The following is a 26,333-nucleotide window of genomic DNA, read 5'->3' as shown; positions in this document are numbered from 1 at the left end:
GTGGGTTGCTCAAGTCTGCCCGCAAGCAGGAGAAGGACGGCGAGGGGCGGATGCCTCTCGCTGATCACCTGCGTGAGTTGCGTAACCGACTGCTGATCGCGGTCCTGGCGGTCATCGTCATCACCTCGGTCACGGCCTTTTTCTACAAGGACCTGATCGACTTCCTGATCCGCCCCATCCTGAAGTCGGTCGGCTGCACCGACGGCAGGAAGGTCCAGGAGAACGGTCACCCGTGCGCCGAGATGACGGTGAACGGTCTGGTCGCTCCGTTCTCCATCGCGCTCAAGGTCTCCCTCATGGCGGGCGTGGTGCTCTCCACTCCCGTCTGGCTCTACCAGCTCTGGGCGTTCCTCGCACCGGGTCTGCACAAGAACGAGAAGAAGTACGCGCTGAGCTTCGTCGGCGCGGGTGTGCCGCTGTTCCTGGTGGGCGCCGCGCTCGCCTACAAGCTGATGCCGCAGACGGCCGCGGTCCTGCTCGAATTCACCCCGGACAACACGACGAACCTGCTGCCCGTCGACGACTACCTCAACATCGTCACGCGCATGGTGGTCGTCTTCGGTCTCGCCTTCGAGCTCCCGCTCCTGCTCGTCCTGCTGAACTTCACTGGGGTGCTCACGGCCAAGCGGCTCGCGGGCTGGTGGCGCGGCATGGTCATGGGCATCACGATCTTCGCCGCGGTCGCCACGCCCACGGGTGACCCGCTGACGATGATCACGCTGGCGGCTCCGATCGTGCTGCTCTACTTCCTGGCACTCGGTATCTGCCTGGTCAACGACCGGCGCAGGCGGCGGAACAACCCCGACGCCGAGCTGGACGACGACGAGGCGTCGGATCTGGACCTCACCCCCGAGGACATCGGTGACATGGAGAATGTCTCGGCGTCGCGGCCCTCCTTGCCCGAACAGGCCGACGGGGAACGGGACGGCGGACGATCGCCCCGGTCGAACGGTTACGACGACATCACCTGACCTTGTAGGGTCCCCCGGGTGACCAGCGAGATCACTCTCTTCGTCAATCCCACCGCGGGACGCGGCCGGGGCGCGCACGCCGCGCAGCCGGCCGCTTCCGCGTTGCGGGACGCCGGGTTCTCCGTCCGTACGGTCCTCGGTGAGGACGCCGAAGACGCGCTGCGGCGGGCCCGGGACGCCGTGGCCGGGGGGACCGGCGCGCTCGTGGCCGTCGGCGGGGACGGGATGATGTCGCTCGCCCTGCAGGCCGTGGCCGGCACCCGGACGCCGCTCGGCGTCGTGGCCGTCGGCACCGGCAACGACTTCGCCCGCGCGCTCGGCCTGCCGATACGGGATCCGGCCGCGGCCGGCCGGCTGGCCGCACAGGCGCTCAAGGGAAGCCTCGTCCGCGAGATCGACCTCGGCCGGGCCGGGGACCGGTGGTTCGGGTCCGTGCTCGCCTCCGGCTTCGACTCCCGGGTCAACGACCGGGGGAACCGGATGCGCTGGGTCGGCGGCCGGTTCAAGTACGACCTGGCGATCCTCGCCGAGCTCGCCGCGTTCCGGCCCATCGCCTACCGGATGAGCCTCGACGGCGGCCCGGTCCAGGAGGTCGCGGCGACCCTCATAGCCGTCGGCAACGGATCGACGTACGGCGGCGGCATGCGGATCTGCGCGGACGCCGTCATGGACGACGGGCTGTTCGACGTGACCGTGGTGGGCGAGTGCAGCCGCACCACCCTGCTCAAGGTGTTCCCCAAGGTCTACAAGGGCACCCATCTCGGCCACCCGGTCGTCACCGTGCACCGGGTCTCCTCGATCGCGCTCGAAGCGGTCGGCGTCACCGCGTACGCGGACGGCGAACCGCTCGGGGCGCTACCGCTGACCGCGACCTGCGTAAGGGGCGCCGTCGGAGTGCTCGGGGCGGGTTCTGCCACGGTGAATTAAAGATCGCGTCACTGTCGGACCCGGCGGGTAGGCTCGTGGACAAGATGACAGAGGACCTCTCACCAGCTGAGCGCTACCAGGCTTCCCGGATCCGAGCCGCCGAGCAGGCGACCGCGCTCGGGCCGTTCCGCGAGATGTACGAATTCGATCTGGACCCCTATCAGATCGAGGCCTGTACGGCGCTGGAGGCCGGCAAGGGCGTCCTCGTCGCGGCGCCGACCGGCTCGGGCAAGACGATCGTCGGCGAGTTCGCCGTGCACCTCGCCCTGGAGCAGGGCCGTAAGTGCTTCTACACCACACCGATCAAGGCCCTCTCCAACCAGAAGTTCGCCGACCTCGTCAAGCGCTACGGCGCGGACAAGGTGGGCCTGCTCACCGGCGACAACAGCGTCAACGCCGACGCCCCGGTGGTCGTCATGACCACCGAGGTCCTGCGGAACATGCTGTACGCGGGCTCCCAGGCGCTGAACGGGCTCGGCTATGTGGTGATGGACGAGGTGCACTACCTCTCCGACCGCTTCCGGGGCGCGGTGTGGGAGGAAGTGATCATCCACCTCCCCGAATCCGTGACGCTGGTGTCACTGTCGGCGACCGTGTCCAACGCCGAGGAGTTCGGTGACTGGCTGGACACCGTCCGCGGCGACACCGCCGTGATCGTCTCCGAGCACCGTCCCGTACCGCTCTGGCAGCACGTGCTGGCCGGACGCCGGATGTACGACCTCTTCGAGGAGGAGAGCGACCACGGCGGCCGTGGCGTCGGCCGCCGTGAGGTCAACCCCGACCTCGTCCGGCTCGCCCGGATGGAGAACCAGCGCGGATACAACCCGCGCGAGCGCCGGCGCGGAAAGATGGTGCGCGAGGCGGACCGCGAGCGCGAGCGGCGCCAGCGCAGCCGGATCTGGACCCCGTCGAGGCCCGAGGTCATCGACCGGCTGGACGCCGAGGGGCTGCTTCCCGCCATCACGTTCATCTTCAGCAGGGCCGGCTGCGAGGCCTCCGTGCAGCAGTGCCTGCAGGCCGGGCTCCGGCTCAACAACGAGGACAAGCGCCGGCTCGTACGGGAGATCGTCGAGGCACGCACGGCGTCCATCCCCACCGAGGACCTCCACGTCCTCGGTTACTACGAATGGCTCGAAGGCCTGGAGCGGGGCATCGCCGCGCACCATGCGGGGATGCTGCCGACCTTCAAGGAGGTCGTCGAGGAGCTCTTCGTGCGCGGGCTCGTCAAGGCGGTCTTCGCGACCGAGACGCTGGCCCTCGGCATCAACATGCCCGCACGCTCCGTGGTCCTGGAGAAGCTCGTCAAGTGGAACGGCGAGCAGCACGCCGACATCACCCCCGGCGAGTACACCCAGCTGACCGGCCGGGCCGGGCGGCGCGGGATCGACGTCGAGGGTCATGCGGTGGTGCTCTGGCAGCGCGGCATGGACCCCGGAGCGCTCGCCGGACTCGCGGGTACGCGCACGTATCCGCTGCGCTCCAGCTTCCGGCCGTCGTACAACATGGCCGTCAATCTGGTGCAGCAGTTCGGCAGGCACCGCTCGCGCGAACTGCTGGAGACCTCGTTCGCACAGTTCCAGGCGGACCGCTCGGTGGTCGGGATCTCCCGCCAGGTCCAGAAGAACGAGGAGGGCCTGGAGGGCTACAAGGAGGGAATGACCTGCCACCTCGGTGACTTCGAGGAGTACGCGCGGCTCCGCCGCGACCTCAAGGACCGGGAGACCGAGCTCGCCAAGCACGGCGCGTCGCAGCGGCGGGCCGCGGCGGCGGCCTCCCTGGAGAAGCTCAAGCCCGGCGATGTCATCCATGTGCCGACCGGGAAGTTCGCCGGACTGGCACTCGTCCTGGACCCCGGACTGCCCGCAGGGCGGACCAACGGGCACGGACACCGGGGCATGGAGTACCACGACGGGCCGCGCCCCCTGGTGCTGACGGCCGAACGGCAGGTCAAGCGGCTGGCCTCGATCGACTTCCCGGTGCCGGTGGAGGCGCTGGAGCGGATGCGCGTCCCCAAGTCGTTCAACGCGCGCTCACCGCAGTCGCGCCGCGATCTGGCCTCCGCGCTGCGCACCAAGGCCGGGCACATCGTGCCGGAGCGGCACCGCAAGGAGCGCTCCGGCGCCGCCGACGACCGCGAGATCGCCCGCTACCGGGCCGAGCTGCGCGCGCACCCCTGCCACGGCTGCGACGAGCGCGAGGACCACGCGCGGTGGGCCGAGCGCTACCACCGGCTGCAGCGGGACACCCAGCAGCTGGAGCGCCGCATCGAGGGGCGCACCAACACGATCGCCCGCACCTTCGACCGGATCGTCGCGCTGCTCACCGAGCTCGACTACCTGCGCGGCAGCGAGGTCACCGAGCACGGCAAGCGGCTCGCCCGCCTCTACGGCGAGCTGGACCTGCTGGCGAGCGAGTGTCTGCGCGCAGGTGTGTGGGAGGGGCTCAACCCCGCCGAACTCGCCGCGTGCGTCTCGGCGCTGGTGTACGAGGCCCGGCAGTCCGACGACGCGGTGGCGCCCAAGCTGCCGTCCGGTCCGGCGAAGACGGCGATGGGCGAGATGGTCCGGATCTGGGGGCGGCTCGATGCCCTGGAGGAGGACTTCAAGATCAACCAGGCGGAGGGGGTCGGACAGCGCGAACCCGATCTCGGCTTCGCCTGGGCGGTGTACATGTGGGCGTCCGGCCGGACGCTGGACGAGGTGCTGCGCGAGGCGGAGATGCCCGCGGGCGACTTCGTGCGCTGGTGCAAGCAGGTGATCGATGTGCTGGGGCAGGTGGCCGCCGCGGCGCCGCGCGAGGGCAGTTCGGTGGGACGCAACGCACGGAAGGCCGTCGACGAGGTGCTGCGGGGAGTGGTGGCCTACAGCTCCGTGGGGTGAGCCGTATGGGTGCGGGGAGGGCGATGCCCTCCCCGCACCCATACGTATCGTCGTCAGCCGGTGGTCCTCAGCGCGCGGTCCGCGCGCTGACGGCTGAGCCGAATCGGGCCTTCGCGGTCGGGTGGCCCAGCGACTCCGGGGTGAAGAGGATCGAGCCCGTCCCGGTCGGTCCCGTCTTCGAACCGGGGATGACGCTTATCGCGCCCGTCGCCAGGTACTTCCCCGGCGCGCCGACCGCCAGGTCCGCGCGCCCGTCCGCGTCGAAGTCCCCGGCCGTCACGGACCAGCCGAACTGGTCGTTGCCCTCCATCACGCCCATCACCCCCGGCGAGTCCAGGGTCAGCTTCCGGGCGCGGGCCGCGTCCAGCCCGGTCGTCGCCCCCGGTACGACGGTCAGGGCGCCCGCGTTCTGGATGCCGTCGGAGTCCGGCTCATCGATCACGGTGGTCACCAGGTCGGCATGCCCGTCGCCATCGGTGTCCGCGAGGACGCCCACGCTGCCCGGTTCCACCGCGCCGCCGTAGGGCACCCCCGCGCCCAGCCCGGCGGCGGTGCCCGGGAACATGCGCAGCAGGAACTCGTCGGGGCCGTCGGAATAGTTGGTGTCCACGACCACGTCGTCCCGGCCGTCGCCCGTGATGTCACCGGTCACGACGCTGTAGCCGTTGAAGGGCAGCCCGACCCGGCCGATCGGCTGCGTCTTGAGGCCCTGCGCCGAGCCCGGCAGCACACCCAAGGTCCCCTCGTCGGCCCCGTCGTCGAAGTTGGCCTGTGTGACCAGGTCCGTGTAGCCGTCGCCGTTGATGTCGCCCGAGGAGATCGGCCCCATTCCGGCGCCGCCGCCCGGCGGGGCGTACGCGGTCATCGCCGGCTTGGCGACGTCCCGCAGGTTGCTCGCGCCGCGTACGACGTTCACCTTCGTGTCGGTGGCGACCGCGATGTCGTCCCGGCCGTCGTGGTCGAAGTCCCCGACCGTCAGGTTGTCGCCGAAGGCCTCACGCGAGGAGGGCTTCGGGTTGTGGAACGCGATGGCGTCGCTGCCCAGTCCGCCCTTGGCGCCGAAGACGACGGTGACGGCGCCCGCGCCCGCCACCGTCCCGATGGCCTCGCCGCCGGATCCGATCACCAGGTCGGTGTACCCGTCGCCGTCCACGTCGCCCATGGCCACCGAGGAACCGAACCGGTCACCTGCCTCTGGTTCGCCGGGGATTCCGGCCGTGTCCTGGGTGATGCCCTTGTGCCGGGTGACCCGTACGCCCTGGTCCGTGCCGTAGACGAGGGAGACGTAACCCGCCTTCGCGTAACCCTTGATGGTGCCCTCCGGAGAGCCCGCGGCGAGGTCGCCGAAGCCGTCGCCGTCCACGTCGCCCGGTGCGGGTGCGGCCGCCTTCCGCGGGGTCTTCGACGACGCCGCCGCCCCGTGAACCGGTGCGGCGAAGGCGGCTGGTGCCACCAGAGCCCCCGCCGCCACAGCTGTCGCCAGAGCCGTACACGCCATCAGATGCCGCGCCATGTGCCCACTCCCGTCCAGTACTTCCCGAATGCCGCTACCGGCTGCCCGAGGGGCCACAGGTAGCTGCCGTCAACCCACAAGACCCGTGAGGGGCATGAATAGTTGCGGTCGTCGCGAAGACCGGCGGGAGAGGGGGGTGCCCGCGCGTCCTGCTCCGGGCACGCCGACGCCCGCACCGTGGACGATCCGCGGTGCAGGCCGTCAGAGCCCAGGGGCGCGTTCTACGACCGGTCCCGGCTGCTCCTCAGCGACGCCCCCGCGCAGACCAGCCCGAGCAGGACCGTCAACCCGCCGATGATGACGTTGTTGAGTACGACGCCCATGTCCGGGCTGCTGCCCACCACCCAGGGCGAGACGATCATCCAGGCGCCCATGGCGCAGATGGCCCAGCTCAGGCCATACATCCTCTGCGGCATCACGGTGAACCCGAGACCCAGCACGGCGATCGCGATACCCATGATCAGGTTGTGGTTCACCAGGGTTGTCTGGCTTGTCGTGAAGTGCAGCACCCAGGGCGAGATGGCGCAGTACAGGCCGACCAGGAACACCGGTCCGTCCACGAGCGCCACATCGCGACCACCCATCACCCGGGCGTAACGATCGCGCATTTCGGAGGCGTCGGGGTGTCCGGCCAGGTCATGGCCGGCGTGCGAGACGTTTGACATGAGGTTCGTCTCCTTCGCTCCCGCAGGCCAGTAGCGCCTTGTGCGATGAGCGGCCTGCTATGCCATTCTGCTCTTATTTGTGCCTTATGTGTAGTTTCCAGGCAGCTGAATTTCGTCGGGAATCGCGACGACGCGCGCCCCCGGCATCCACCGGGGGCGCGCGTCGTTCAGCAGTGAGGCTACTTCGGGGGCATCAGGACGGAGTCGACGATGTAGACCGTCGCGTTGGCGGTCGGGACATTGCCGCAGACGACCTTCGAGGAGTCGTTCACGGTGTACTCCATGTTCGAACCCGACGTCATCAGCTTGCCCTTCTCCAGGGTCTCGAAGGAGCCCTTGTCCAGCTGCTTCGGCGCCAGCTTCTCGCCCACCACGTGGTACGTGAGCACCTTGGTCAGCTCGGCCTTGTCGGCCAGCAGCTTGTCCAGGTCGGCCTTCGGGATCTTGGCGAAGGCGTCATTGGTCGGGGCGAACACCGTGATGTTCTGGGCGTTGTTCAGGGTGTCGACCAGCCCGGCCTTCTTCACGGCGGTGACGAGGGTGGAGAGCGCCGGGTTGTTCGAGGCGGCCGTGGCGACCGGGTCCTTCGCCATGCCGTCGAAGGAGCCCGAGCCGCTCTTCGGCACGGACGCGCAGCCCGGTCCGAAGGGCTTGTCCATGTTCATCGAGTCGCCGGCGGAGGCGGAGGCCGATGCCTTCGCGGAGCTGGCGGTGGAGCCGGAGGCGCTGTCCTTGGAGTCGCTGGAACAGGCGGTGAGGGCGAGCGGGAGCACCACTGCCGCGGACACGGCGAGGGCGGCGCGGCGGATGTGGAGGGTGTTCATGATGTTCTCCTGGGTCGGTAAGGGTAACGGGGTGATTACGTGAAGTGAGCAAGGGGGAGTGTGCGAGCCCGTGGCCGTGCTCCGCACGGAAGCCGGGCGATGTGGCGGGGGGGTGTCCGGTCAGGACACGTCGACCACCACCGAGTGCCAGCCGGTCGCCCCGTTGGGCACCGTGCCGACCCGCTTGTCGGTCTGGGTGACGCCGGTACGGTCCGTCGCGCGGACCTCGAGGGTGTGGTTGCCGGAGGTGGCCGGCCACTCCCACACCCACTGGCGCCAGGTGTCCCGGCTGTCCTCCGCGGCCAGCCGCGCGGTGTGCCACGGTCCGCCGTCCACCCGGACCTCGACCCGCGAGATCCCGCGGTGCTGGGCCCAGGCGACCCCGGCGACCGGGATCGTGCCGGGCTTCGGTGAGGCGAACGGGCGGGGGGTGTCGATCCGGGACTCGGTCTTGATGGGGGCCTGCTGGGACCAGGTCCGCTTGACCCAGTAGGCGTCGTAGTCGGCGAAGGTGGTGAGCTCGATGTCCTTCATCCACTTGCACGCCGACACATATCCGTACAGGCCGGGAACGACCATCCGGACCGGGAAGCCGTGCTCGAAGGGCAGCGGCTCACCGTTCATGCCGAGGGCGAGGATCGCGTCGCGGCCGTCCATCACCGTCTCGACCGGGGTGCCGATGGTCATGCCGTCCACCGAGCGCGTGATGATCTGGTCGGCGGGTCCGCCGCGGGACGGCGGCTTCACCCCCGCCTCGCGCAGCAGATCGGCCAGCCGCACCCCGATCCAGCGGGCGTTGCCGACATACGGTCCGCCGACCTCGTTGGACACACACGTCATGGTGATGTCGCGCTCGATGATCTCGCGGCGCAGCAGGTCCTTGAAGGTGAGCTCCACCGGGCGCTTCACGCCCTTGCCGTGGATCCTCAGCTTCCAGTCGTTCGCGTCGATGCGCGGGACGACCAGGGCCGTGTCCACCCGGTAGAAGTCCTTGTTCGGCGTGATGAACGAGCCCAGCCCCCGGATCCGCAGATCGGCGCCGGCCGGTACCGCCGGCGCCGCGGAGGCGGGTACGGGCAGCACCAGGTCGTGACGTGAGGCGGTCGCCCCGGCCTGGACGGCGGAGGTGAGCCGACGGCCCAGCACCCCGGCGCCCGCGGAGGCCGCCGCCGCGGCGCTCGCCGCGATGACGAAGCCCCGCCGGTCGAAGGTGCGAGGCGCCGGCCCCCCGCCCCTCCCGCCAGCCGCGGGGGAGGGACCGGGAACCAGGGCGAGCCGTCCGACCAGGAGATACAGCACTCCTGCGGCCAGTACGGCACCCACCACAGAGGGCAGCGCGTCGGCCGGCTGCCCCTCCGGCCGGCCCACCGCCGCGACTGCCCCGACCACACCGAAGACCAGGACCGCGGCCGAGCCGATGAGCCGGTGCCGCAGCGCCAGCACTCCGACCACCACGGCGAATCCGGCCAGCAGAACCAGGATCCCCAGTTCCAGGACCAGCTTGTCGTTGGTGCCGAAGTGCCGGACGGCGAAGTCCTTCAGCGCCGGGGGAGTGCGGTCGATGACCGCACCGCCCACCGCCGTGACCGGACCCGCCTCCGGACGGACCGCCGCCGCTGCCAACTCGGCGACGGCCAGGGCGCTGAACCCGGCGATCAGACCGCTGAGCGCGGCGAGAGCGGCTCGCGCCCAGCGGGATCGCCGGGACCCATGGGCCCCGTCCTGCGCATCGTTCTGATCTTCGCTCACACCGGGGATTCGGAGCCGGTCGCCCGGCGGATTGGTCCCTCACCCGAATGGATGAGAGCGGATCACCGCCAATCCACGGTGCGACCTGCAACGAATCACACGCGAGAGGCATCCGCCGCTGCCCCGGAAACAGAAGGACGGGTGATGGCGCCGGTGCTCGAAGGGAGCGGTATGACAGGGATGCGGCGACGGACAGCCGTGGTGGGCAGCGGGGTGGCCGGACTGACGGCCGCCCACATCCTGCGGACGGCCCACGACGTGACGCTGTTCGAGGCGGACAGCCGGGTGGGCGGCCACGCGCACACCCACGAACTGCCCGCGTCGGACGGCCGCGTCCACCGGGTGGACTCCGGGTTCATCGTGCACAACCGGCGCACCTACCCGCACCTCCTGCGGCTCTTCGCGGAACTCGGCGTCGCCACGCAGGAGTCGGAGATGAGCATGTCCGTGCGGTGCGAGGGCTGCGCACTTCAGTACGCGGGCGCCCGCGGCGCGGCGGGCCTCATCGCCCGGCCGGGGGCGGTCCGCAATCCGGCCTACCTGCGGATGCTGGCGGCGGTGCCCCGCTTCCACCGGTCCGCCCGGCGCCTGCTGGCGGACGGCGGACCCGGCGCGGACACCATGACGCTGGGCGAGTTCGCCGCCCGGGGCCGCTTCTCGCCTTACTTCACGGCCCACTTCCTGACCCCGCTCGTCTCCGCGGTCTGGTCCTGCGACCCGGTGACGGCGATGCGTTACCCGGCCCGCTACCTCTTCCGCTTCCTCGACCACCACGGGCTGCTCTCGGTCAGCGGCTCCCCGGTGTGGCGGACCGTCACCGGCGGATCGGGCGCCTACGTGGAACGGGTCACCAAGGAGCTCGGAGCCGTCCGCACCTCGACCCCGGTCCGTTCGGTGCGCCGGCACCCCGACGGCGTGGAGATCACCACCGCCGACGACACCACGGAGCAGTTCGACTCCGTCGTCGTCGCCACCCACCCCGACCAGGCGCTGCGCCTGCTCGCAGACCCCACGGACGAGGAGCGCGACACCCTCGGCGCGTTCCGCTACTCCCGCAACCCCACCCTCCTGCACACCGACACCCGGCTGCTGCCGAGTGCCCCAGGGGCCCGCGCCTCCTGGAACTACCTGATGCCGTCCTGCACCGCGAGCCCCGACCATGTCACCGTCAGCTACGACATGAACCGGCTCCAGCGGCTCGACGCCCCGGAGACCTTCGTCGTCACGCTGAACGGCGCGGACCGCGTCGCCCCCGGACTGGTCCGCGCCCGCATGGTGTACGAACACCCCGTCTACACCCCGGAGTCGGTCGCGGCGCAGGGCAGGCTGCCCGCCCTGTCAGGACCGCGCACCGCCTACGCGGGGGCGTACCACGGCTGGGGATTCCACGAGGACGGCTGCCGCTCGGGGGCGGACGCGGCCAGGAGCCTGGGGGTGGACTGGTGAACGCCCTCTACCCGTGCACCATCGCCCACGTACGGTCCGCGCCCGTCACGTACGCCTTCCGGCACCGCACCTACCTGTGGCTGATCGACCCGGACGGACCGCCGCCGCTGCCCGCGGCCCTGCGCGTCCTGGCCCGCTTCGACCCGCGCGACCACTTCGGCGGCACGGCCCCCACCATCCGGGCCGGTCTGAGCCGCTTCCTGGCCGCGAACGGCGTCGACCTCGCCGACGGAACGGTGCGGATGCTCACCCAGGCCCGGGTGTTCGGCCACGTCTTCAACCCGCTGACCGTCTACTGGTGCCGCCGCGCCGACGGCACCCCGCTCTGCACGGTCGCGGAGGTGCACAACACCTACGGCGAACGGCACTGCTACTTGCTGCGCCCCGACACCGCCGGACGGGCCTCCACCGAGAAGGAGTTCTACGTCTCGCCGTTCTTCGGCGTCGACGGCGCCTACCGGATGCGGCTCCCGGAGCCCGGACCCCGGCTCGAACTGGCGGTGCATCTGGAACGGTCCGGCATGCGGCCCTTCACCGCCACCGTGCGCGGAGTGCGACGCCCGGTGACCCCGCGCGTACTGCTCCGCCTGGCGCTGCGCCACCCCTGGTCCACGGCGGTCGTCTCGATCGCCATCCGGCTGCACGGAATCCGCCTCCTGCTGCGCGGACTGCCCGTGCGGCCCCGTCCCCGCCACACCGTTCAGGAAGGAATGCAGTGAGCGTGTCCACGTCCCACTCCCCGTCGTCCCCGGCCACCTCGCCCCCGGCGGCCGCCCCGTCATCGGTATTCCCCGCCCCGTCCCCGGCGCACGTCCCGGACGCCGACCCCGAGCGCTGGCCGGACATCGCCCGGCCGCCGCACGCGTCCCGGCTGCGGACCGCCGTCGCGCGCCGGCTCGTACGCCACGCACTGGCCCGGCTCCCGCTGCGCGCCCGGCTCGCCGGACAGGAGGACATCGGCCTCGGCGGCCCCCTGATGGACATCCGCGACCCCGACGCCTTCTTCCGCAGGATCGGCGTGAACGGCCTGATCGGCTTCGGGGAGTCGTACATGGCGGGCGAATGGGACTCGCCCGACCCGGTGGGCGTCCTCACGGTCCTCGCCGGGCACGTCGCCACCCTGATCCCGCAGCCCCTCCAGAAGCTGCGCGGACTCTGGGCAGGACGCCGGCCCGCCGAACAGCTCGGCACCCCGGAAGGCGCCCGGGACAACATCAGCCACCACTACGACCTGTCCAACGAACTCTTCGCGCTCTTCCTCGACGAGACCCTCAGCTACTCGTCCGCCGTCTTCCGCAGCTTCCCCGCGGACGCCGAGGCGCTGCCCGCCGCACAGCACCGCAAGATCGACCGGCTGCTCGACCTGGCCGGGGTCGGACCCGGCACCGAACTCCTCGAAATCGGCACCGGCTGGGGAGAACTGGCGATCAGGGCCGCCGCCCGAGGGGCTCGCGTCCTCTCCGTCACCCTCTCCGCCGAACAGCGGGACCTGGCCCGCCGCAGGATCAGCGAGGCCGGGTACGCGGACCGGGCCGAGGTCAGGCTCTGCGACTACCGCAGCGTCGAGGGGAGTTACGACGCGGTGGTCAGCGTCGAGATGATCGAGGCGGTCGGCGCGGAGTACTGGCCGGTCTACTTCCGGACGCTGGAGGAGCGGCTGGCCCCCGGCGGCCGCATCGCCCTCCAGGCCATCACCATGCCGGACGACCGGATGCGCGCCTCCCGGACCACCTTCACCTGGATCCACAAGTACATCTTCCCCGGCGGACTCCTGCCGTCCGTCGAGGCCATGGCGGAGGTCACGGCCGAACACACCGGCCTGCGCATCGACCGGTGCGACGACTTCGGCACCCACTACGCCGAGACGCTGCGGCTGTGGCGCGAACGGTTCACCGAACGGACGGCGGAAGTCGACGCACTCGGCTTCGACGCGGTCTTCCGCCGCATGTGGACCTTCTATCTGGCCTACTCCGAGGCGGGATTCCGCTCCGGCTACCTCCATGTGCGGCAACTGCTGCTGACCCGTCAGGAAACGGCGTGATGACTCTTACCGGCAACCAGCAGACGACCGGCGCCGCCCAGCGCCTCGAACCCCTCGTCGAACAGCTGCTCGGCGGACCCCTCCCGGTCAGGGTGCGGATGTGGGACGGCAGCGAGACCGGCGCCGCCGACGGCCCCCTGGTCCACGTCCGGTCCCGGCGGGCGCTGCGCCGGCTGCTCTGGGCACCGGGCGAACTGGGCCTCGCCGAGGCGTACATCACCGGTGACGTCGAGGTCGAGGGCGACCTGGCCGAGGCCCTGCGGGCGATCCGCCACGCGGTACGCGAGCGCGGACTGCGCGCGCCGCGGCCCGGTGTCGGGGACCGGCTCCGGGCCGCCGGCACCGCACTGCGCCTGGGCGCGGTGGGCCCCCGGCCGCCGGTCCCCGCCGCCCGCGCGGGACTCCACGGCGCCCTGCACAGCAAGTCCCGAGACCGGGCGGCGATCAGCCACCACTACGACCTCTCCAACGACTTCTACGCCCTGCTCCTCGACGAGACGATGGCCTACTCCTGCGGTTACTGGACCAGTGACGCACCCGGCTACGCGGCCGTCGACGCCCAGCACGACAAGCTCGAACTCATCTGCCGGAAGCTGGACCTGCGCCCCGGGGCGCGGCTGCTCGACATCGGCTGCGGCTGGGGATCGCTGACCCTGTACGCCGCCCAGCGGCACGGCGTCCGCGTCACCGCCGTCACCCTCGCCCGGGAGCAGGCCGCCCACGTCCGCGCGCAGGTGGCGGCACGGGGCCTGGAGCACCTGGTGGAGGTCCGCTGCTGCGACTACCGGGACATCGGCCGAACCCCGGGCCACGAGGGCGGATACGACGCGGTGTCCACCATCGAGATGGGCGAACACGTCGGTGACGCCGAGTACCCCGCCTTCACCGCGACGCTGCACGCCATGGTCCGCCCGCACGGCCGGGTGCTGGTCCAGCAGATGTCCCGGGGCCGCGACGCCCCGGGCGGCGGCGCGTTCATCGAGTCGTACATCGCACCCGACATGCACATGCGCCCGCTCGGTGAGACAGTCGCGCTGCTGGAGGGCGCCGGACTCGAAGTACGTGACGTCGAGGGGCTGCGTGAGCACTACGTACGGACCATCGACGCGTGGCGGGAGACCCTGGAGCTGAAGCAGCAGGAGTTCGTCGACCTGGTCGGCGAGGAGACCGTACGGGTGTGGCGGCTCTACCTGGCCGGTGGCGCCCTCGTCTTCGAGGAACGGCGGATGGGCGTCGACCAGATCCTCTCCGTACGGCCGGAGGAGACCGGCACCGCCGGGATGCCCGCCACCCGGCGGGGCTGGTACGCCGATCCGGCGGCGGTACCGCCCGCCCGCGACGGCATGACGGCCGGGGCCACCGGATGAACGGCTTCGGATGGGCGGCGTTCGCACAGGGCCTCGCGCCCGCCGCGGGCGCCGCCCTCGCCGTCATGCTCGCCACCTTCGCCGTCGCGCTGCGCAAGGGCGTGCACCGCGTCGTGGACATCGCGTGGGGCCTGGGCTTCACCGCCGTCGCGCTGGTCTCGTACGCCATGTCGGCGGGCGGCGGCGGGGACGGTACCCGGCGGCTGCTGGTCACGGTGGCGACGGCGGTCTGGGGGCTGCGGCTGGCCTGGCACATCGCCCGCCGGGGGAGGGGGCACGGGGAGGACCCGCGCTACGAGGCGATGCTTGCCAGAGCACCGGGCAGCCCCGCGCTGTACGCCCTGCGGAAGGTGTACCTGCTTCAGGGGGCGCTGGTCTGGCTCATCTCGCTGCCGGTGCAGGCGGCCGGGTACGTGCGGGGGCCGGCCGGGGTCCTGGTGTGGGCGGGGACCGCGCTCTGGGCGGTCGGGCTCGGCTTCGAGGCGGTGGGGGACCACCAGCTGGCCCGGTTCAAGGCGGATCCGGCCAACCGCGGGCGGATCATGGACCGGGGGCTGTGGTCCTGGACCCGGCATCCGAACTACTTCGGTGACTTCTGCGTGTGGTGGGGCCTGTTCCTGATGGTCTGCGAGGCACCGGCGGCGGCCGCGGCCACCGTCGTGGCGCCCGTGCTGATGAGCTTCCTGCTCATCGGCGGCAGCGGAAAGGCCCTGCTGGAGCGGCATATGGCCGAGCGCCCCGGGTTCGCCGAGTACACCGCCAGGACGAGCGGATTCTTCCCCCGGCCGCCACGGAGGCCCTAGGGATCGTGGCGCGGTGCAGTGGGCCCCGTACCTCCATCGCCTCCCAACGGCGGAGGTACGGGGTGAGCACCGCGAAGTGGCCCCGGCCCGCCGGGACGACCCTGCCCTGGGCGAGTACGGAGACCACCGCGTCCGGGGGCGGGACCCGCGCCGCGTGGCGGCCGGCGGTCCCGCTCACGACATGTTCCCGTAGTGGCCCGGCTCATGCGGCCCGGATCCGGCCGGAACGCTCTGTTCCGGCCGGATCCGGGCCACCGTCTCAGGCCGGCAGCTTCATCAGTGCCAGCGGTGTGGAGGTCGGCTGTTCGGAGCCGCCCGCCGGCTCGACGGTGACGCCCATCCCGGTCGCGCCGTCCACCGGCCCGTCGAGCAGGGTCGCGTACGTCGTCGAGGAGGGGCCGGTCGCCTGCATCAGCCCTGCCGAGCGCATCGTGCCGCTGTCCTCGAACCACAGCTGGTAGACCTTGCCGCCGGGAGCCTCCGCCAGCCCCGAGGCCAGGAACACGGCCCGGTTCTGGCTCTTGGAGACCACCACGGTGCCCTTCGCGCCGTCGCTCAGCGTGGCCGAATCCGTACGGGCGTCGGGCGCCGAGATGACCTCGGCCACCTGGGCGCTCCGCTGCTCGCCGGCACGGGCTTCGGACCGGGCGTCCTGCGCCTCCTGGTTCTGCCAGACGGCGACGCCGCCGAATCCGGCCGCCGCCGCCAGGCACGCGGCCAGCGCGAACTTCGACCACCGCCCGGCCCTGGCCGCGCTGTTCCGCCCCGCCGTACCGCCGGAGCGGGCGCGGTGACCGCTGGACGGCGGCTCCTGGCGTACGGTCGTGATCTCCCGCAGCACCCGCTCGCGCAGATCCCGCGAGGGCGTGGCCGATACGGCGAGGCCGAGCCGGGTGGCGGTCTCCGACAGCTCCCGCACCTCCACGGAGCAGGCCTCGCAGTCGCCCAGGTGGCGTTCGAACTCCCGGCGCTCGGTCTCCGGGAGCGCGTGCAGGGCGTAGGCCCCGGTCAGTGTGTGAAGTCCGGCGTTGCTCATGCGCTCACCCCGAGGCAGTCGCGCAGCCGGATCAGCCCGTCGCGCAGTCGAGTCTTGATCGTTCCGAGCGGTACCGCCAGCAGCTCGCCCACCTCGCGATAGGTCAGTCCGCGGTAGTACGCCAGTGTGACGGATTCCCGTTGCAGTTCCGAGAGCGTCCGCATACAGCGGCGGACCTGCTCCCGCTCCAGCCGGCTCTCGACCTGTTCGGTGACGTCGTCGAAGGCGGGGGTGCGGTCGAGCAGCGCCGCCTTGTGCTCACGTGCCGTCGTCGCCTCCACCGAGCGCACCCGGTCCACGGCGCGGTGATGGGCCAGCGTCAGCACCCAGTTCATGGCGCTGCCGCGGGCCGCCTGAAAGCGGGGCGCGGTGCGCCACACCTCCACCAGCACCTCCTGTGCGACCTCCTCCGACTGGGCGGGATCGCGCAGGACACTTCTCACCAGCCCGAGCACCGGGCCGCAGACAGCTTCGTACACCTGGGCGAAAGCGTCCTGATCACCTCTGGCCACCATCCCCAGGAGTTCCTGGAGGTCGGGTCCGGCCGAGGCCAGTCCGCTGATGTGCACGGCTTCTTTCACGCGGGCTTCCTCCCGGGACGGTCATCGGTCTCCACTGGTGATTCGGAGCCGATGGCGGTGCGGATTGGTCGGCGGACGGGAAAGTGTGCGAATACTTCCACGCCCCGCCTCCGCACCCTGTGGATTTCGCGATACATCGCGGTTGACGGGTTCTGAGAACTCGCGATATGTGCGTTGACGAGTATTCGGTGGCGAGCGAAGGGTGGTGGGGGCGGTGGCCAAAGCGGCGCAAGCTCAGTAATCCTCTGGCACTCACGGTGATGGTGCTGCTCGCCGAGCGGTCGATGCACCCGTACGAGATCGCCCAGACCCTGCGCCGTCGGGGCAAGCAGCACAGCGTCAAGATCAATTTCGGCTCGCTCTACACCGTGGTCCAGAACCTGGAGAAGCACGGTTACGTGGAGGTCGCGGGCGTACAGCGGGAGGGCAACCGCCCCGAGCGCACGCTCTACGGCATCACGGAGTCCGGGCGGATCGAGATGCTGGACTGGCTGTCCGATCTCATCGCGGTCCCGGCCGCGGAGTTCCCCGCCTTCGACACCGCCCTGTCGCTGCTTCCCGTCCTGCCGCCGGACGAGGTGACCGAGCTGCTGGCCGACAGGGAGCAGGCCCTGGCCGTGCAGGCGGCGGCGCTCCGGGGGGTGCTCGGCCAGTTGGGCGGCGCCCTTCCCCGGATCTTCGTCGTGGAGACCGAGTACCAGGTCCACATGATCGAGGCACAGCTCGAATGGATCAGGAATTTCCGCAGGGAACTCGGTGACGCCACCATCAGCGGCATCGAGGAATGGAAGTCGTTCCACGAGACGGGCGAGGTGCCCCAGGACTGGCAGGACATGGACCAGCAGGACATCGTCCTCGATCCCGCGCGCGAGGTGTGACGGGAGGAGGACGGGCAGCACAGAGAAGAAAAGACCCCGGCAGGCGCTGTTGGAGCAGCGCCCACCAGGGTCTCGAACCCCGGACCGGACAAGCCGTGAAGCGGGCCAGGCCATCGAGGTGCGGCACACCCAGGATAGCCCGGCACTCCTCACGCGGAACGGACCGGCGTACCGGGCACCCGGAGAACCGGGTGCCCCGCCGACCACAGGAGAGCTCTGTCATGAGCACCCGTGCGCCTGCCGTAGCGGCGCGACAGCTGATCAAGACCTACCCGGGTGACGTCACCGCGCTGAACGGCATGGACCTCACCGTCCCGGCCGGCACCGTCTTCGGGCTCCTCGGGCCCAACGGCGCGGGGAAGTCCACCACCGTCAAGATCCTCACCACACTCGCCCGCCCCGACTCCGGCCACGCGTCGGTCGCCGGGCACGACGTCCTGCGCCACCCCGACCGGGTCCGCCGGGCCATCGGCGTGGTCGCCCAGAAGTCCGGCGCCGACCCGGTCGCCACCGGCCGCGAGAACCTGCTGCTCCAGGGCCGGCTGTACGGGATGCGGGGCGCCGCCGTCCAGCGGCGGGCCGACGAACTGCTGGACCGCTTCGGCCTCGCGGACGCCGCGAGCCGCCAGGTCAAGGGGTACTCGGGCGGGATGCAGCGCCGCCTGGATGTGGCACTCGGCCTGGTCCACCGTCCCGAGGTGCTCTTCCTCGACGAGCCGACGACCGGCCTCGACCCCGAGGCCCGCACGGCGATGTGGGAGGAGATCTCCCGGCTGGCCGGCGAGGAGGGCCTGACCATCGTGCTCACCACGCACTACCTGGAGGAGGCGGACCGGCTCGCGGAACGCGTCGCGATCGTCGACCGCGGCCGGATCGTCGTCGAGGGCACCCCCGACGAACTCAAGGGCGAACTGCGCGGCGACGCCGTCCACCTGGAGCTGCGCGCCGAGGCGGACCGCGACGCCGTCGGCGCCGCACTCGCCGGCCTGCCCGGCGTGTACGAGGCACTGGTCGAGGGGCGCCGGGTCAGCGTCCGCGCCGAGGACGGAGCAGCGGCCGTGCCGTTGCTGCTCGGCGCCCTGGAGCGGGCCGGTTCGGCCGTCGCCTCTGCCACCGTCGCCCGCCCCTCCCTGGACGACGTCTATCTGCGCTACGCCGGGCGCCGCTTCGCCGAGGCGGAGTCCCCCGATTCACACGGAGCCCACGCCCCGGTCGCCGCGGGAGGTACCCGATGAGCGGTCAGACCCTCTCCCAGACCTGGTACATGACCCGGCGCCAGCTGATGGCGATCCTGCGGCAGCCGGTCTTCCTGGTGATCTCGCTGATCCAGCCGGTGATCTGGCTGTTCCTGTTCGGCAACCTCTTCAAGAAGGTCGTCGAGCTGGGCGGGTTCGGCACCACGTCGTACCTGGACTACCTGATCCCCGGCATCGTCGTGATGAGCGCCCTGGGGTCGAGCATGTGGGCCGGCATGGGCACCCTGGAGGAGATCGAGCGCGGCACGCTCAACCGCTTCCTGACGACACCGGTCAGCCGCAACGCCCTGATGAACGCCAACGTCGTGCAGAACGGCATCAGTACAGCCGCGCAGTCCGTGGTCATCGTGCTGCTCGGCCGGGCGGCGGGCGCCGACTACCCGGGCGGGGCGGGCGGACTGCTGGTCCTGGTCGTCGCCTCGATCCTGCTCGGCACGGTCTTCGGCGCGCTCTCCAACGCCCTGGGCATGCTGGTGCGCCAACGGGAGTCGATCATCGGCATCAACACGTTCCTGCTGCTGCCGCTGACCTTCCTGTCCTCGTCCTTCATGGCCCCGAGCCAGATGCCGTCGTGGATGCGCCACATCGCCGACTTCAACCCGGTCAACTGGGCGATGGTGGCGGGCCGCTCGGCGCTGAGCGCGGACCCGGACCGGTGGCTGGTGCTCAGCCGCGGGGGAGCGCTGCTGGTGCTGGCCGCGGTCGCCGTGTGGCTGTCGACCCGGACCTTCCGCTTGTACCAGAAGTCGGTCTGACCGGCCGGATCTCTCCCGCACGCATGGCTGTGCCCCGGTCCACGGACCGGGGCACAGCCATGCGCGTTACGCGGACGCCGCCTAGACGGCGCTCTCCTCGCGCTCCACCTGTGCGTTCCACTCGCGCTTGACCGAGCGCCAGGCGTCGTCGTTCTGGCCGAGGCGCCAGTAGCCGGAGATCGACAGCTGGGGCAGCGGGATGCCTCGGTCCAGCCGCAGGTGGCGGCGGATGTCCTTGACGAAGCCGGCCTCGCCGTGGACGAACGCCTGCACCTCGCCCGCCGGGAACTCCAGGGACTTCACGGCGGCGGTGAGCGCCTCACCGACCGGGCGGTCGCCCCGGTGCAGCCAGGTCACCTCCGCGCCGTCCGGCGTGGTGATCTTCTGTTCCTCCGCGGCGTCCGCGACCTCGATGAAGGCGCGCACCACCGCGTCCGCGGGCATCTGCTCCAGCGCCGCGGCGATCGCCGGCAGCGCGCTCTCGTCGCCCACCAGGAGGTGCCAGCCGGCCGAGGCGTCCGGGCCGTAGCCGCCGCCGGGCCCCAGGAACGTCACCTGGTCACCGGCCTTGGCGTGGGCCGCCCACGGGCCCGCCAGTCCCTCGTCGCCGTGCACCACGAAGTCGATGGCCAGTTCCCGGGCGGCCGGGTCCCAGGAGCGCACCGTGTACGTACGGGTGGTGGGCCACAGCTCGCGCGGGAACTCCTCGCGGATGCGGGCCATGTCGAAGGGGTGCGCGTAGTCGGCGCCCTCGGGGGCGAAGCAGAGCTTGACGTAGTGATCGCTGTAACCGGAGAGCGCGAAGTCCGCGAGACCGTCGCCGCCGAGCACCACCCGGATCATGTGCGGAGTGATCTGCTCGGTGCGCAGGACCTGCGCACCCTGCGCCGTGGGGGCCTGCCGCGCCGGTCGTTCTGCCACAGAAATTCTCCCTGTTAGGTCTACCCGGACCATCGATTTAGGGTTACCTAACTTAACCTAACACCTCAGTTCCGGAGCGAGAAGAGCAGCCGTTGCAGGGCGCCGCCCAGCCCCCACTGCTCCGCGAGGGCTTCGAGGGCCGCCGGGTCGAGCGGCTCCGCGGGCAGCGCGGGGTCGAATTCCGGAAGCGGCACATCACCGGCGACCCGTACCACCGTCGGCGCGACGGCCAGGTAGTCGCGGGCCTCGTCGAGCCGTTTGCGCTGCGAGGGCGTCAGCTTCGCGGCCGGGTCGTCGACCGCCGCCATGATTCCGGCGAGGTCGCCGAAGGCGTCCAGCAGCTTGGCCGCCGTCTTCTCGCCGATGCCGGGCACGCCGGGCAGCCCGTCGCTCGGGTCGCCGCGCAGCAGCGCCAGGTCCACGTAGCCGGAGCCGTCCACCCCGTACCTCTCGCGCAGCCAGGTCTCGTCCGTCACCTGGAGTGAGCCGACGCCCTTCAGCGGGTAGAGCACCCGCACCCCGCGGGCGTCGTCCACCAGCTGGTAGAGGTCCCGGTCGCCCGTGACGATGTCCACCGGACCGGTCGCCAGGCCGGTCAGGGTGCCGATCACATCGTCCGCCTCGTACCCCGCGGCGCCGACCCGGGCGATCCCCAGGGCGTCGAGCACGTCCTCGATGACCGGCACCTGCGGGGCCAGCGTGTCGGGCGTCTCCTCCTCGTCGGGCAGGCCCGTGCCGGTCTCCACCGCGACGCGGTGCGCCTTGTACGAGGGGATGAGGTCGACCCGCCACTGTGGCCGCCAGTCCGCGTCCCAGCAGGCGACCAGCTCGTCCGGCCGGTGGTCCTGCACGAGCCGGCCGATGAAATCGAGCAGTCCGCGCACGGCGTTCACCGGGGTGCCGTCCGGTGCGCGCACCGAGTCGGGGACTCCGAAGTAGGCGCGGTAGTAGAGGGAAGCGGTGTCGAGGAGCATCAGGCGTCGCGTCACCCCCCTGATGATGCCGCACCCCACCGACAGTGGCCGCAGAGGACGCGGTTCCCGATCCCGGGCCACTTCTGTGTGAGCTGGGTCACTCTCGTGTTTGGGTTGTGTAAGCGGGGGCAGGCGCGGCATTGGAGCGGACTACGTCGCATTTTCAACTAGTGCACGTGCCATGCGGACCGAATCCGCGCGCTCCACGGTCTGCCGGAGGGGGTGGCAGACCGTTTCCGGTTCAACGCGTGAGGTGTATGTGTCAAGGCTGCAAGCCGAACACTTGTACAAGGTCTTCGGCAGACGACCCGATCAAGCCGTGCAGAAACTCGAAGGCGGCTCCAGCCGCGACGAGCTGCGCGCCGAGGGAACGACCGCAGCGGTGATCGACGCATCGTTCACCGTGGAACCGGGACAGATCTTCGTGGTGATGGGTCTGTCCGGGTCCGGCAAGTCCACTTTGCTGCGGATGCTCAACGGGCTGCTGGAGCCCACCGCGGGGAAGGTGCTGTTCGACGACCAGGACCTGACCGCCCTGACTCCCGCCGAACTCCGCCACGTCCGGTCCACGAAGATCAGCATGGTGTTCCAGCACTTCGCCCTCTTCCCCCACCGCAGCGTGCTGGAGAACGCCGGCTACGGCCTGGAGGTACAGGGCGTCTCGCGTGACGAGCGCAACCGGCGTGCCACCGAGGCCCTGGAGATGACCGGCCTGGCGGGCTGGGAGAACTCCTGGCCCGACGAGCTGTCCGGCGGTATGCAGCAGCGTGTCGGTCTGGCCCGCGCGCTGGCCACCGACGCCGACCTGCTCCTCATGGACGAGTCCTTCAGCGCACTCGACCCGCTGATCCGCCGCGATATGCAGGACCAGCTCCTGGAACTGCAGAAGCGGCTGAAGAAGACCATCGTCTTCATCACCCACGACCTCAACGAGGCCATGCGCCTCGGTGACCGTATCGCCGTGATGCGCGACGGGGAGATAGTCCAGCTCGGCACCGCCGAGGACATCCTCGTCACCCCGGCCAACGACTACGTCGCCTCCTTCACCCAGGACGTGGACCGCTCCCGGGTGCTGACCGCGGGCGCGATCATGGCGGAGCCGGACACCGCGATCGGTACCAAGACCGACGCGGGCAAGGAACTGCGCACCCCCGAGGACGTCCTGCGGGAGGCCCCGGCCACCGTCACGGAGGACACCCCGATCATCGAGCTGTTCACGCCCTGTTCGCAGAGCGGTGTCGCGGTCGCGGTGACCGACGACAAGGGCAAGCTCGTGGGCGTCGTGCCCAGGTCACGGCTGCTCGCCGTGCTCGGTGAGCCGATGACCCCCGCCGAGGCTCCCCAGGACGCCGCGGCCTCGCTGAAGAAGGTGGCCAGTGTTTAGGCTCCACCTCGGCGACTGGGTCGACTCCGCCGTCGACTGGCTCCAGACCCATCTGGCCTGGCTCTTCGACGCCATCAGCTCCATAGTCAGCGGCATGTTCGACGGCATAGCCGCCGTGCTCTCCGCCCCCGCACCCCTGCTCTTCGCGGGCATCGTCGCCGTCATCGCCTGGTGGCTGCGCGGTCTGCTCGCCGGTGTGCTCGCGTTCGTAGGCTTCGCCCTCATCGACTCGGTCGAGTTGTGGGACGAAGCGATGGACACGCTCACCCTGGTACTCGTCGCGACCATCGTGACGCTGGTGCTGGCCGTTCCGCTCGGCATCTGGGCGTCCCGCTCCAAGACCGTGAGCGCGGTGACCCGGCCGGTCCTCGACTTCATGCAGACCATGCCCGCCATGGTCTACCTGATCCCCGGCGTCATCTTCTTCGGCGTCGGTGTCGTCCCCGGCATCATCGCCACCATCATCTTCGCGCTGCCCCCGGGCGTCCGGATGACCGAGCTCGGCATCCGCCAGGTCGACGCCGAGCTCGTCGAGGCGGCAGAGGCCTTCGGCACCACCTCGCGCAACACCCTGCTGCGGGTGCAGCTGCCGCTCGCGCTGCCCACGATCATGGCGGGCATCAACCAGGTCATCATGCTGGGCCTGTCCATGGTGGTCATCGCCGGCATGGTCGGCGGCGGCGGCCTCGGTGGCTCCGTCTACCGCGCCATCGGCAACGTCGACGTCGGCCTCGGCTTCGAGGCCGGTATCTCCATCGTCATCCTGGCGATGTACCTGGACCGGATGACCAGCGCCCTGGGCCGCGAGGTCTCCCCGCTGGCCCGCCGCGCGCTCGCCAAGGCGCAGGCCGTGGCCGGCGGACTGAAGGTGTGGAACTACCGCCCGCAGCCCGTCGTCGCCGTGGCCGGCATCGTTGTCCTGGCGCTCGTCGCCGGAAGCATGAGCCTGTTCGGCGGCTCCTCGGACTCGGACAACACCGCGAAGTCCGACCCGAAGAACATCGGCGCCGGCAAGACGGTCAGCATGGGTTACATCCCGTGGGACGAGGGCATCGCCTCCACCTTCCTCTGGAAGGAGCTGCTGGAGCAGCGCGGCTTCAAGGTCGACGCCAAGCAGTACGAGGCAGGCGCGCTGTACACCGGTATGGCCAACGGCCAGATCGACTTCGAGACCGACTCCTGGCTGCCGGTCACCCACGCCGCGTACTGGAAGAAGTACAAGGACCGCCTGGACGACATGGGCTCCTGGTTCGGACCCACCACTCTGGAACTGGCCGTCCCCTCGTACGTCAAGGACGTCAAGACCCTGGACGACCTCAAGGGCAAGGGCTCCAAGTTCAAGGGCCGCGTCGTGGGCATCGAGCCGAGCGCCGGTGAGACGGGCCTGCTCAAGGACAAGATCCTGCCGGGCTACGGCCTGGACAAGGAGTACAAGGTCGTCGACGGCTCCACGCCGTCCATGCTGGCCGAGCTGAAGCGCGCGTACGCCAAGAAGGAGCCCATCGTGGTTCCGCTCTGGTCGCCGCACTGGGCGTACAACCAGTACGACCTGACCAAGCTCAAGGACACCAAGAACCTCTGGGGCAAGGGCGACGGCATCCACACGCTGAGCCGCAAGGGCTTCTCCGACGAGAACCCCGAGGTCGGCAAGTGGCTGAAGAACTTCAAGATGACCGAGGACCAGCTCACCAGTCTTGAGGCGCAGATCCAGAAGAGCGGATCCGGCAAGGAGCAGGAGGCCGTCCGCACCTGGCTCAAGGCCAACCCGGGCTTTGCCGACAAGGCGGCTCCGGTCGCCAAGGCCAAGACCTCCAAGGGCGCCAACGGCAAGGACGAGCGCGAGCGCGCCGTCGAGATGGCCTGGTTCCCGTGGGAGGAGGACATCGCCGCCACGTACCTGTGGAAGGCCGTCCTGGAGGACCGCGGTTACAAGATCAACCTCAAGCAGTTCGAGGTCGGCCCGATGTACACCGCGATGTCCCGCGGCCAGCTCGACGTGCAGTTCGACGGCTGGCTTCCGTACACCCAGAAGAACTACTGGGACAAGTACGGCTCCAAGCTGACGGACGTCGGCTCGTGGTACGGCCCCACCTCGATCGAGGTCGCGGTGCCCAGCTACGTCAAGGACGTCAAGACCCTGGCCGACCTCAAGGGCAAGAGCTCGGAGTTCAAGGGCCGGATCATCGGCATCGAGCCGGGCACGGCCACGATGGAGAACCTCAAGAAGAACGTGCTGCCGAAGTACGGCCTGGACAAGGAGTACGAGGTCGTCGACTCCTCGACGCCCGGCATGCTCGCCGAGCTGAAGCGCGCGTACGCCAAGAAGGAGCCCATCGCCGTACTCCTGTGGACCCCGCACTGGGCCTACAACGAGTACAAGATGACCAAGCTCCAGGACCCGAAGAAGGCCTTCGGTGAGGGCGACCGGTTGCACACCATCGCCTCCAAGGACTTCCCGAAGAACTACCCGCAGCTCACCAAGTGGTTCAAGAACTTCAAGCTGAGCGAGGACCAGCTCGGCGGCCTGGAGAACGAGATCCAGAAGCGCGGTACGGGACACGAGGAAGAAGCCGTGAAGGCCTGGATGGACAAGAATCCGGGCATCGCGGACAAGATGGCTCCGCAGCAGTAACCCTGTCGTGCCCCACCAGGGGCGCGGCACAGGAAGGGGTGGTCACCGCCAGTGGCGGTGACCACCCCTTTCGGGCTGTCCGGACGTCTCATTACCGGCCGTCCTCGCGTAACCATGTGCGTAAGGTGCTGGCAGCCGGAAGGATGGGGAGTCGGGAGGGAGCCGGACATGGACGACAAGGAAACACTCCGGGTGGGCGCGGCGGTCCGACGGCAGCGCAGGTCGCTGGGGCTCACGCTGGCCGCGGTCGCGACGCGCAGTGGCCTGTCCGTACCGTTCCTCAGCCAGATCGAGAACGAACGGGCCAGACCCAGCGCCCGGTCCCTGGACCGGGTCGCGGACGCGCTGGAGACCACCACCGCGCGGCTGCGGGCCGCCGCCGACTCGGCGCGCGCCGTCGACGTCGTGCGCGGCACGCCGCAGGACGGGGACGGGGTACGCCGGGTGGTGCGCGGACGCCATCAGCTCAGCGCCCTCGAATTCACCGGTGAGCTCGACCTCGGGCGCGAGTTCCAGCACCGCAACGACGAGGTGCTGTACGTGGCGGAGGGCGCCGCGGAGGTGGAGGCGGAGGGCCAGGCGTACCGGCTGGAGCGCGGGGACACGCTGTTCCTCTCCGGCGGGGTGCGCCACCGCTGGCGGGCCACGGCCCCCGGCACCCGGCTGCTGTTCGTCGCGGTGGCCGAGCACATCGACGCGACGTTCGACCCGCGCCGCTGAGGCATAGGGCC

The 26,333-nt window shown here is 70.5% G+C and carries 22 protein-coding genes; 14 read left to right on the top strand and 8 right to left on the bottom strand.

Annotation, left to right across the window (positions count from 1 at the left end):
* Positions 1–5: 5 nt before the first annotated feature.
* The 3 genes from tatC to OG892_RS06680 are packed head-to-tail and all read left to right on the top strand — an operon-like array spanning position 6 to position 4,777.
* On the top strand, positions 6–971 hold the full coding sequence (gene tatC, locus OG892_RS06690) for a twin-arginine translocase subunit TatC (protein WP_371628681.1): 966 nt from the start codon (positions 6–8) through the stop codon (positions 969–971).
* A gap of 18 nt (positions 972–989) precedes the next feature.
* On the top strand, positions 990–1,898 hold the full coding sequence (locus OG892_RS06685) for a diacylglycerol kinase family protein (protein WP_328867635.1): 909 nt from the start codon (positions 990–992) through the stop codon (positions 1,896–1,898).
* A 44-nt stretch (positions 1,899–1,942) separates the two neighbouring features.
* Entirely contained in the window at positions 1,943–4,777 is a 2,835-nt protein-coding gene (locus OG892_RS06680) for a DEAD/DEAH box helicase (protein WP_327340512.1), read from the top strand.
* Between the two features lie 67 nt (positions 4,778–4,844).
* Here the strand turns inward: OG892_RS06680 and OG892_RS06675 are convergent, their stop codons facing one another.
* The 4 genes from OG892_RS06675 to OG892_RS06660 form a co-directional block, all read right to left on the bottom strand.
* Positions 4,845–6,290 carry an FG-GAP-like repeat-containing protein gene (locus OG892_RS06675; RefSeq protein ID WP_371628680.1) on the bottom strand — a complete coding sequence of 482 codons (1,446 nt, stop codon included), beginning with the start codon at positions 6,288–6,290 and terminating at the stop codon, positions 4,845–4,847.
* A gap of 221 nt (positions 6,291–6,511) precedes the next feature.
* Entirely contained in the window at positions 6,512–6,955 is a 444-nt protein-coding gene (locus OG892_RS06670) for an SPW repeat protein (RefSeq protein ID WP_328867637.1), read from the bottom strand.
* Between the two features lie 179 nt (positions 6,956–7,134).
* A complete protein-coding gene (locus tag OG892_RS06665; RefSeq protein WP_371628679.1) occupies positions 7,135–7,779 on the bottom strand; it encodes a fasciclin domain-containing protein in 645 nt (214 codons plus the stop codon).
* A gap of 120 nt (positions 7,780–7,899) precedes the next feature.
* Entirely contained in the window at positions 7,900–9,528 is a 1,629-nt protein-coding gene (locus tag OG892_RS06660; RefSeq protein WP_371628678.1) for a molybdopterin-dependent oxidoreductase, read from the bottom strand.
* 171 nt (positions 9,529–9,699) lie between these two features.
* Here OG892_RS06660 and OG892_RS06655 point away from each other — a divergent pair, with 171 nt between their 5' ends.
* Genes OG892_RS06655 through OG892_RS06635 form a run of 5 tightly spaced genes read left to right on the top strand, consistent with a single transcriptional unit; the run spans position 9,700 to position 15,185 of the window.
* On the top strand, positions 9,700–10,974 hold the full coding sequence (locus OG892_RS06655; RefSeq protein ID WP_371628677.1) for an NAD(P)/FAD-dependent oxidoreductase: 1,275 nt from the start codon (positions 9,700–9,702) through the stop codon (positions 10,972–10,974).
* Positions 10,968–11,693, top strand: coding sequence for a DUF1365 domain-containing protein (locus OG892_RS06650; RefSeq protein WP_073737572.1), 726 nt, complete (start codon positions 10,968–10,970; stop codon positions 11,691–11,693). Before OG892_RS06655 ends, OG892_RS06650 begins: the two co-directional genes overlap by 7 nt.
* Positions 11,690–13,015: a class I SAM-dependent methyltransferase gene (locus tag OG892_RS06645; RefSeq protein ID WP_371628676.1), complete on the top strand. Its 1,326-nt coding sequence runs from the start codon at positions 11,690–11,692 to the stop codon at positions 13,013–13,015. The genes OG892_RS06650 and OG892_RS06645 overlap by 4 nt, the downstream gene beginning before the upstream one ends.
* Complete coding sequence (locus OG892_RS06640) at positions 13,015–14,382, top strand: class I SAM-dependent methyltransferase (protein ID WP_371628675.1); 1,368 nt, start codon at positions 13,015–13,017, stop codon at positions 14,380–14,382. The genes OG892_RS06645 and OG892_RS06640 overlap by 1 nt, the downstream gene beginning before the upstream one ends.
* Positions 14,379–15,185 (top strand): DUF1295 domain-containing protein, encoded by an 807-nt coding sequence (locus OG892_RS06635; RefSeq protein ID WP_371628674.1) that lies wholly within the window; start codon positions 14,379–14,381, stop codon positions 15,183–15,185. The genes OG892_RS06640 and OG892_RS06635 overlap by 4 nt, the downstream gene beginning before the upstream one ends.
* A gap of 259 nt (positions 15,186–15,444) precedes the next feature.
* Here the strand turns inward: OG892_RS06635 and OG892_RS06630 are convergent, their stop codons facing one another.
* Both OG892_RS06630 and OG892_RS06625 read right to left on the bottom strand, forming a co-directional pair.
* Positions 15,445–16,221: an anti-sigma factor domain-containing protein gene (locus OG892_RS06630; protein ID WP_073737407.1), complete on the bottom strand. Its 777-nt coding sequence runs from the start codon at positions 16,219–16,221 to the stop codon at positions 15,445–15,447.
* On the bottom strand, positions 16,218–16,802 hold the full coding sequence (locus OG892_RS06625) for a sigma-70 family RNA polymerase sigma factor (protein ID WP_073737408.1): 585 nt from the start codon (positions 16,800–16,802) through the stop codon (positions 16,218–16,220). Before OG892_RS06625 ends, OG892_RS06630 begins: the two co-directional genes overlap by 4 nt.
* A 260-nt stretch (positions 16,803–17,062) precedes the next feature.
* Here OG892_RS06625 and OG892_RS06620 point away from each other — a divergent pair, with 260 nt between their 5' ends.
* The 3 genes from OG892_RS06620 (at position 17,063) to OG892_RS06610 (ending at position 19,691) form a co-directional block, all read left to right on the top strand.
* Positions 17,063–17,680: a PadR family transcriptional regulator gene (locus OG892_RS06620; RefSeq protein ID WP_371628673.1), complete on the top strand. Its 618-nt coding sequence runs from the start codon at positions 17,063–17,065 to the stop codon at positions 17,678–17,680.
* A 221-nt stretch (positions 17,681–17,901) separates the two neighbouring features.
* On the top strand, positions 17,902–18,915 hold the full coding sequence (locus OG892_RS06615) for an ATP-binding cassette domain-containing protein (RefSeq protein WP_371628672.1): 1,014 nt from the start codon (positions 17,902–17,904) through the stop codon (positions 18,913–18,915).
* Entirely contained in the window at positions 18,912–19,691 is a 780-nt protein-coding gene (locus OG892_RS06610) for an ABC transporter permease (protein WP_371628671.1), read from the top strand. The genes OG892_RS06615 and OG892_RS06610 overlap by 4 nt, the downstream gene beginning before the upstream one ends.
* Positions 19,692–19,772: 81 nt before the next feature.
* On the opposite strand, the gene OG892_RS06605 is transcribed toward OG892_RS06610, so the two are convergent.
* Both OG892_RS06605 and OG892_RS06600 read right to left on the bottom strand, forming a co-directional pair.
* Positions 19,773–20,612 (bottom strand): siderophore-interacting protein, encoded by an 840-nt coding sequence (locus tag OG892_RS06605; protein ID WP_328867645.1) that lies wholly within the window; start codon positions 20,610–20,612, stop codon positions 19,773–19,775.
* Positions 20,613–20,677: 65 nt separating this feature from the next.
* Positions 20,678–21,586: a 5'-3' exonuclease gene (locus tag OG892_RS06600; protein WP_073737411.1), complete on the bottom strand. Its 909-nt coding sequence runs from the start codon at positions 21,584–21,586 to the stop codon at positions 20,678–20,680.
* Positions 21,587–21,905: 319 nt separating this feature from the next.
* On the opposite strand from OG892_RS06600, the gene OG892_RS06595 reads away from it, so the two are divergent.
* The 3 genes from OG892_RS06595 to OG892_RS06585 all read left to right on the top strand — a co-directional run bounded on the left by OG892_RS06595 (position 21,906) and on the right by OG892_RS06585 (position 26,322).
* A complete protein-coding gene (locus OG892_RS06595) occupies positions 21,906–22,970 on the top strand; it encodes a glycine betaine/L-proline ABC transporter ATP-binding protein (RefSeq protein WP_371628670.1) in 1,065 nt (354 codons plus the stop codon).
* Positions 22,963–25,602 (top strand): ABC transporter permease/substrate binding protein, encoded by a 2,640-nt coding sequence (locus OG892_RS06590; RefSeq protein WP_073737413.1) that lies wholly within the window; start codon positions 22,963–22,965, stop codon positions 25,600–25,602. The genes OG892_RS06595 and OG892_RS06590 overlap by 8 nt, the downstream gene beginning before the upstream one ends.
* 168 nt (positions 25,603–25,770) lie before the next feature.
* Entirely contained in the window at positions 25,771–26,322 is a 552-nt protein-coding gene (locus OG892_RS06585) for a helix-turn-helix transcriptional regulator (protein ID WP_073737414.1), read from the top strand.
* Positions 26,323–26,333 lie beyond the last annotated feature (11 nt).

Source organism: Streptomyces sp. NBC_00341, assembly GCF_041435055.1.
Lineage (GTDB): Bacteria > Actinomycetota > Actinomycetes > Streptomycetales > Streptomycetaceae > Streptomyces.
This window is presented reverse-complemented; position numbering and strand designations above follow the sequence as displayed.

Bases quoted from the DNA above. Each gene is read 5' to 3' on its own strand.
- OG892_RS06680 (WP_327340512.1), top strand. From the start codon at position 1,943: ATGACAGAGGACCTCTCACCAGCTGAGCGCTACCAGGCTTCCCGGATC.
- OG892_RS06675 (WP_371628680.1), bottom strand. From the start codon at position 6,290: ATGGCGCGGCATCTGATGGCGTGTACGGCTCTGGCGACAGCTGTGGCG.
- OG892_RS06670 (WP_328867637.1), bottom strand. From the start codon at position 6,955: ATGTCAAACGTCTCGCACGCCGGCCATGACCTGGCCGGACACCCCGAC.
- OG892_RS06665 (WP_371628679.1), bottom strand. From the start codon at position 7,779: ATGAACACCCTCCACATCCGCCGCGCCGCCCTCGCCGTGTCCGCGGCA.
- OG892_RS06655 (WP_371628677.1), top strand. From the start codon at position 9,700: ATGACAGGGATGCGGCGACGGACAGCCGTGGTGGGCAGCGGGGTGGCC.
- OG892_RS06640 (WP_371628675.1), top strand. From the start codon at position 13,015: ATGACTCTTACCGGCAACCAGCAGACGACCGGCGCCGCCCAGCGCCTC.
- OG892_RS06635 (WP_371628674.1), top strand. From the start codon at position 14,379: ATGAACGGCTTCGGATGGGCGGCGTTCGCACAGGGCCTCGCGCCCGCC.
- OG892_RS06630 (WP_073737407.1), bottom strand. From the start codon at position 16,221: ATGAGCAACGCCGGACTTCACACACTGACCGGGGCCTACGCCCTGCAC.
- OG892_RS06620 (WP_371628673.1), top strand. From the start codon at position 17,063: ATGGTGCTGCTCGCCGAGCGGTCGATGCACCCGTACGAGATCGCCCAG.
- OG892_RS06615 (WP_371628672.1), top strand. From the start codon at position 17,902: ATGAGCACCCGTGCGCCTGCCGTAGCGGCGCGACAGCTGATCAAGACC.
- OG892_RS06610 (WP_371628671.1), top strand. From the start codon at position 18,912: ATGAGCGGTCAGACCCTCTCCCAGACCTGGTACATGACCCGGCGCCAG.
- OG892_RS06600 (WP_073737411.1), bottom strand. From the start codon at position 21,586: ATGCTCCTCGACACCGCTTCCCTCTACTACCGCGCCTACTTCGGAGTC.
- OG892_RS06585 (WP_073737414.1), top strand. From the start codon at position 25,771: ATGGACGACAAGGAAACACTCCGGGTGGGCGCGGCGGTCCGACGGCAG.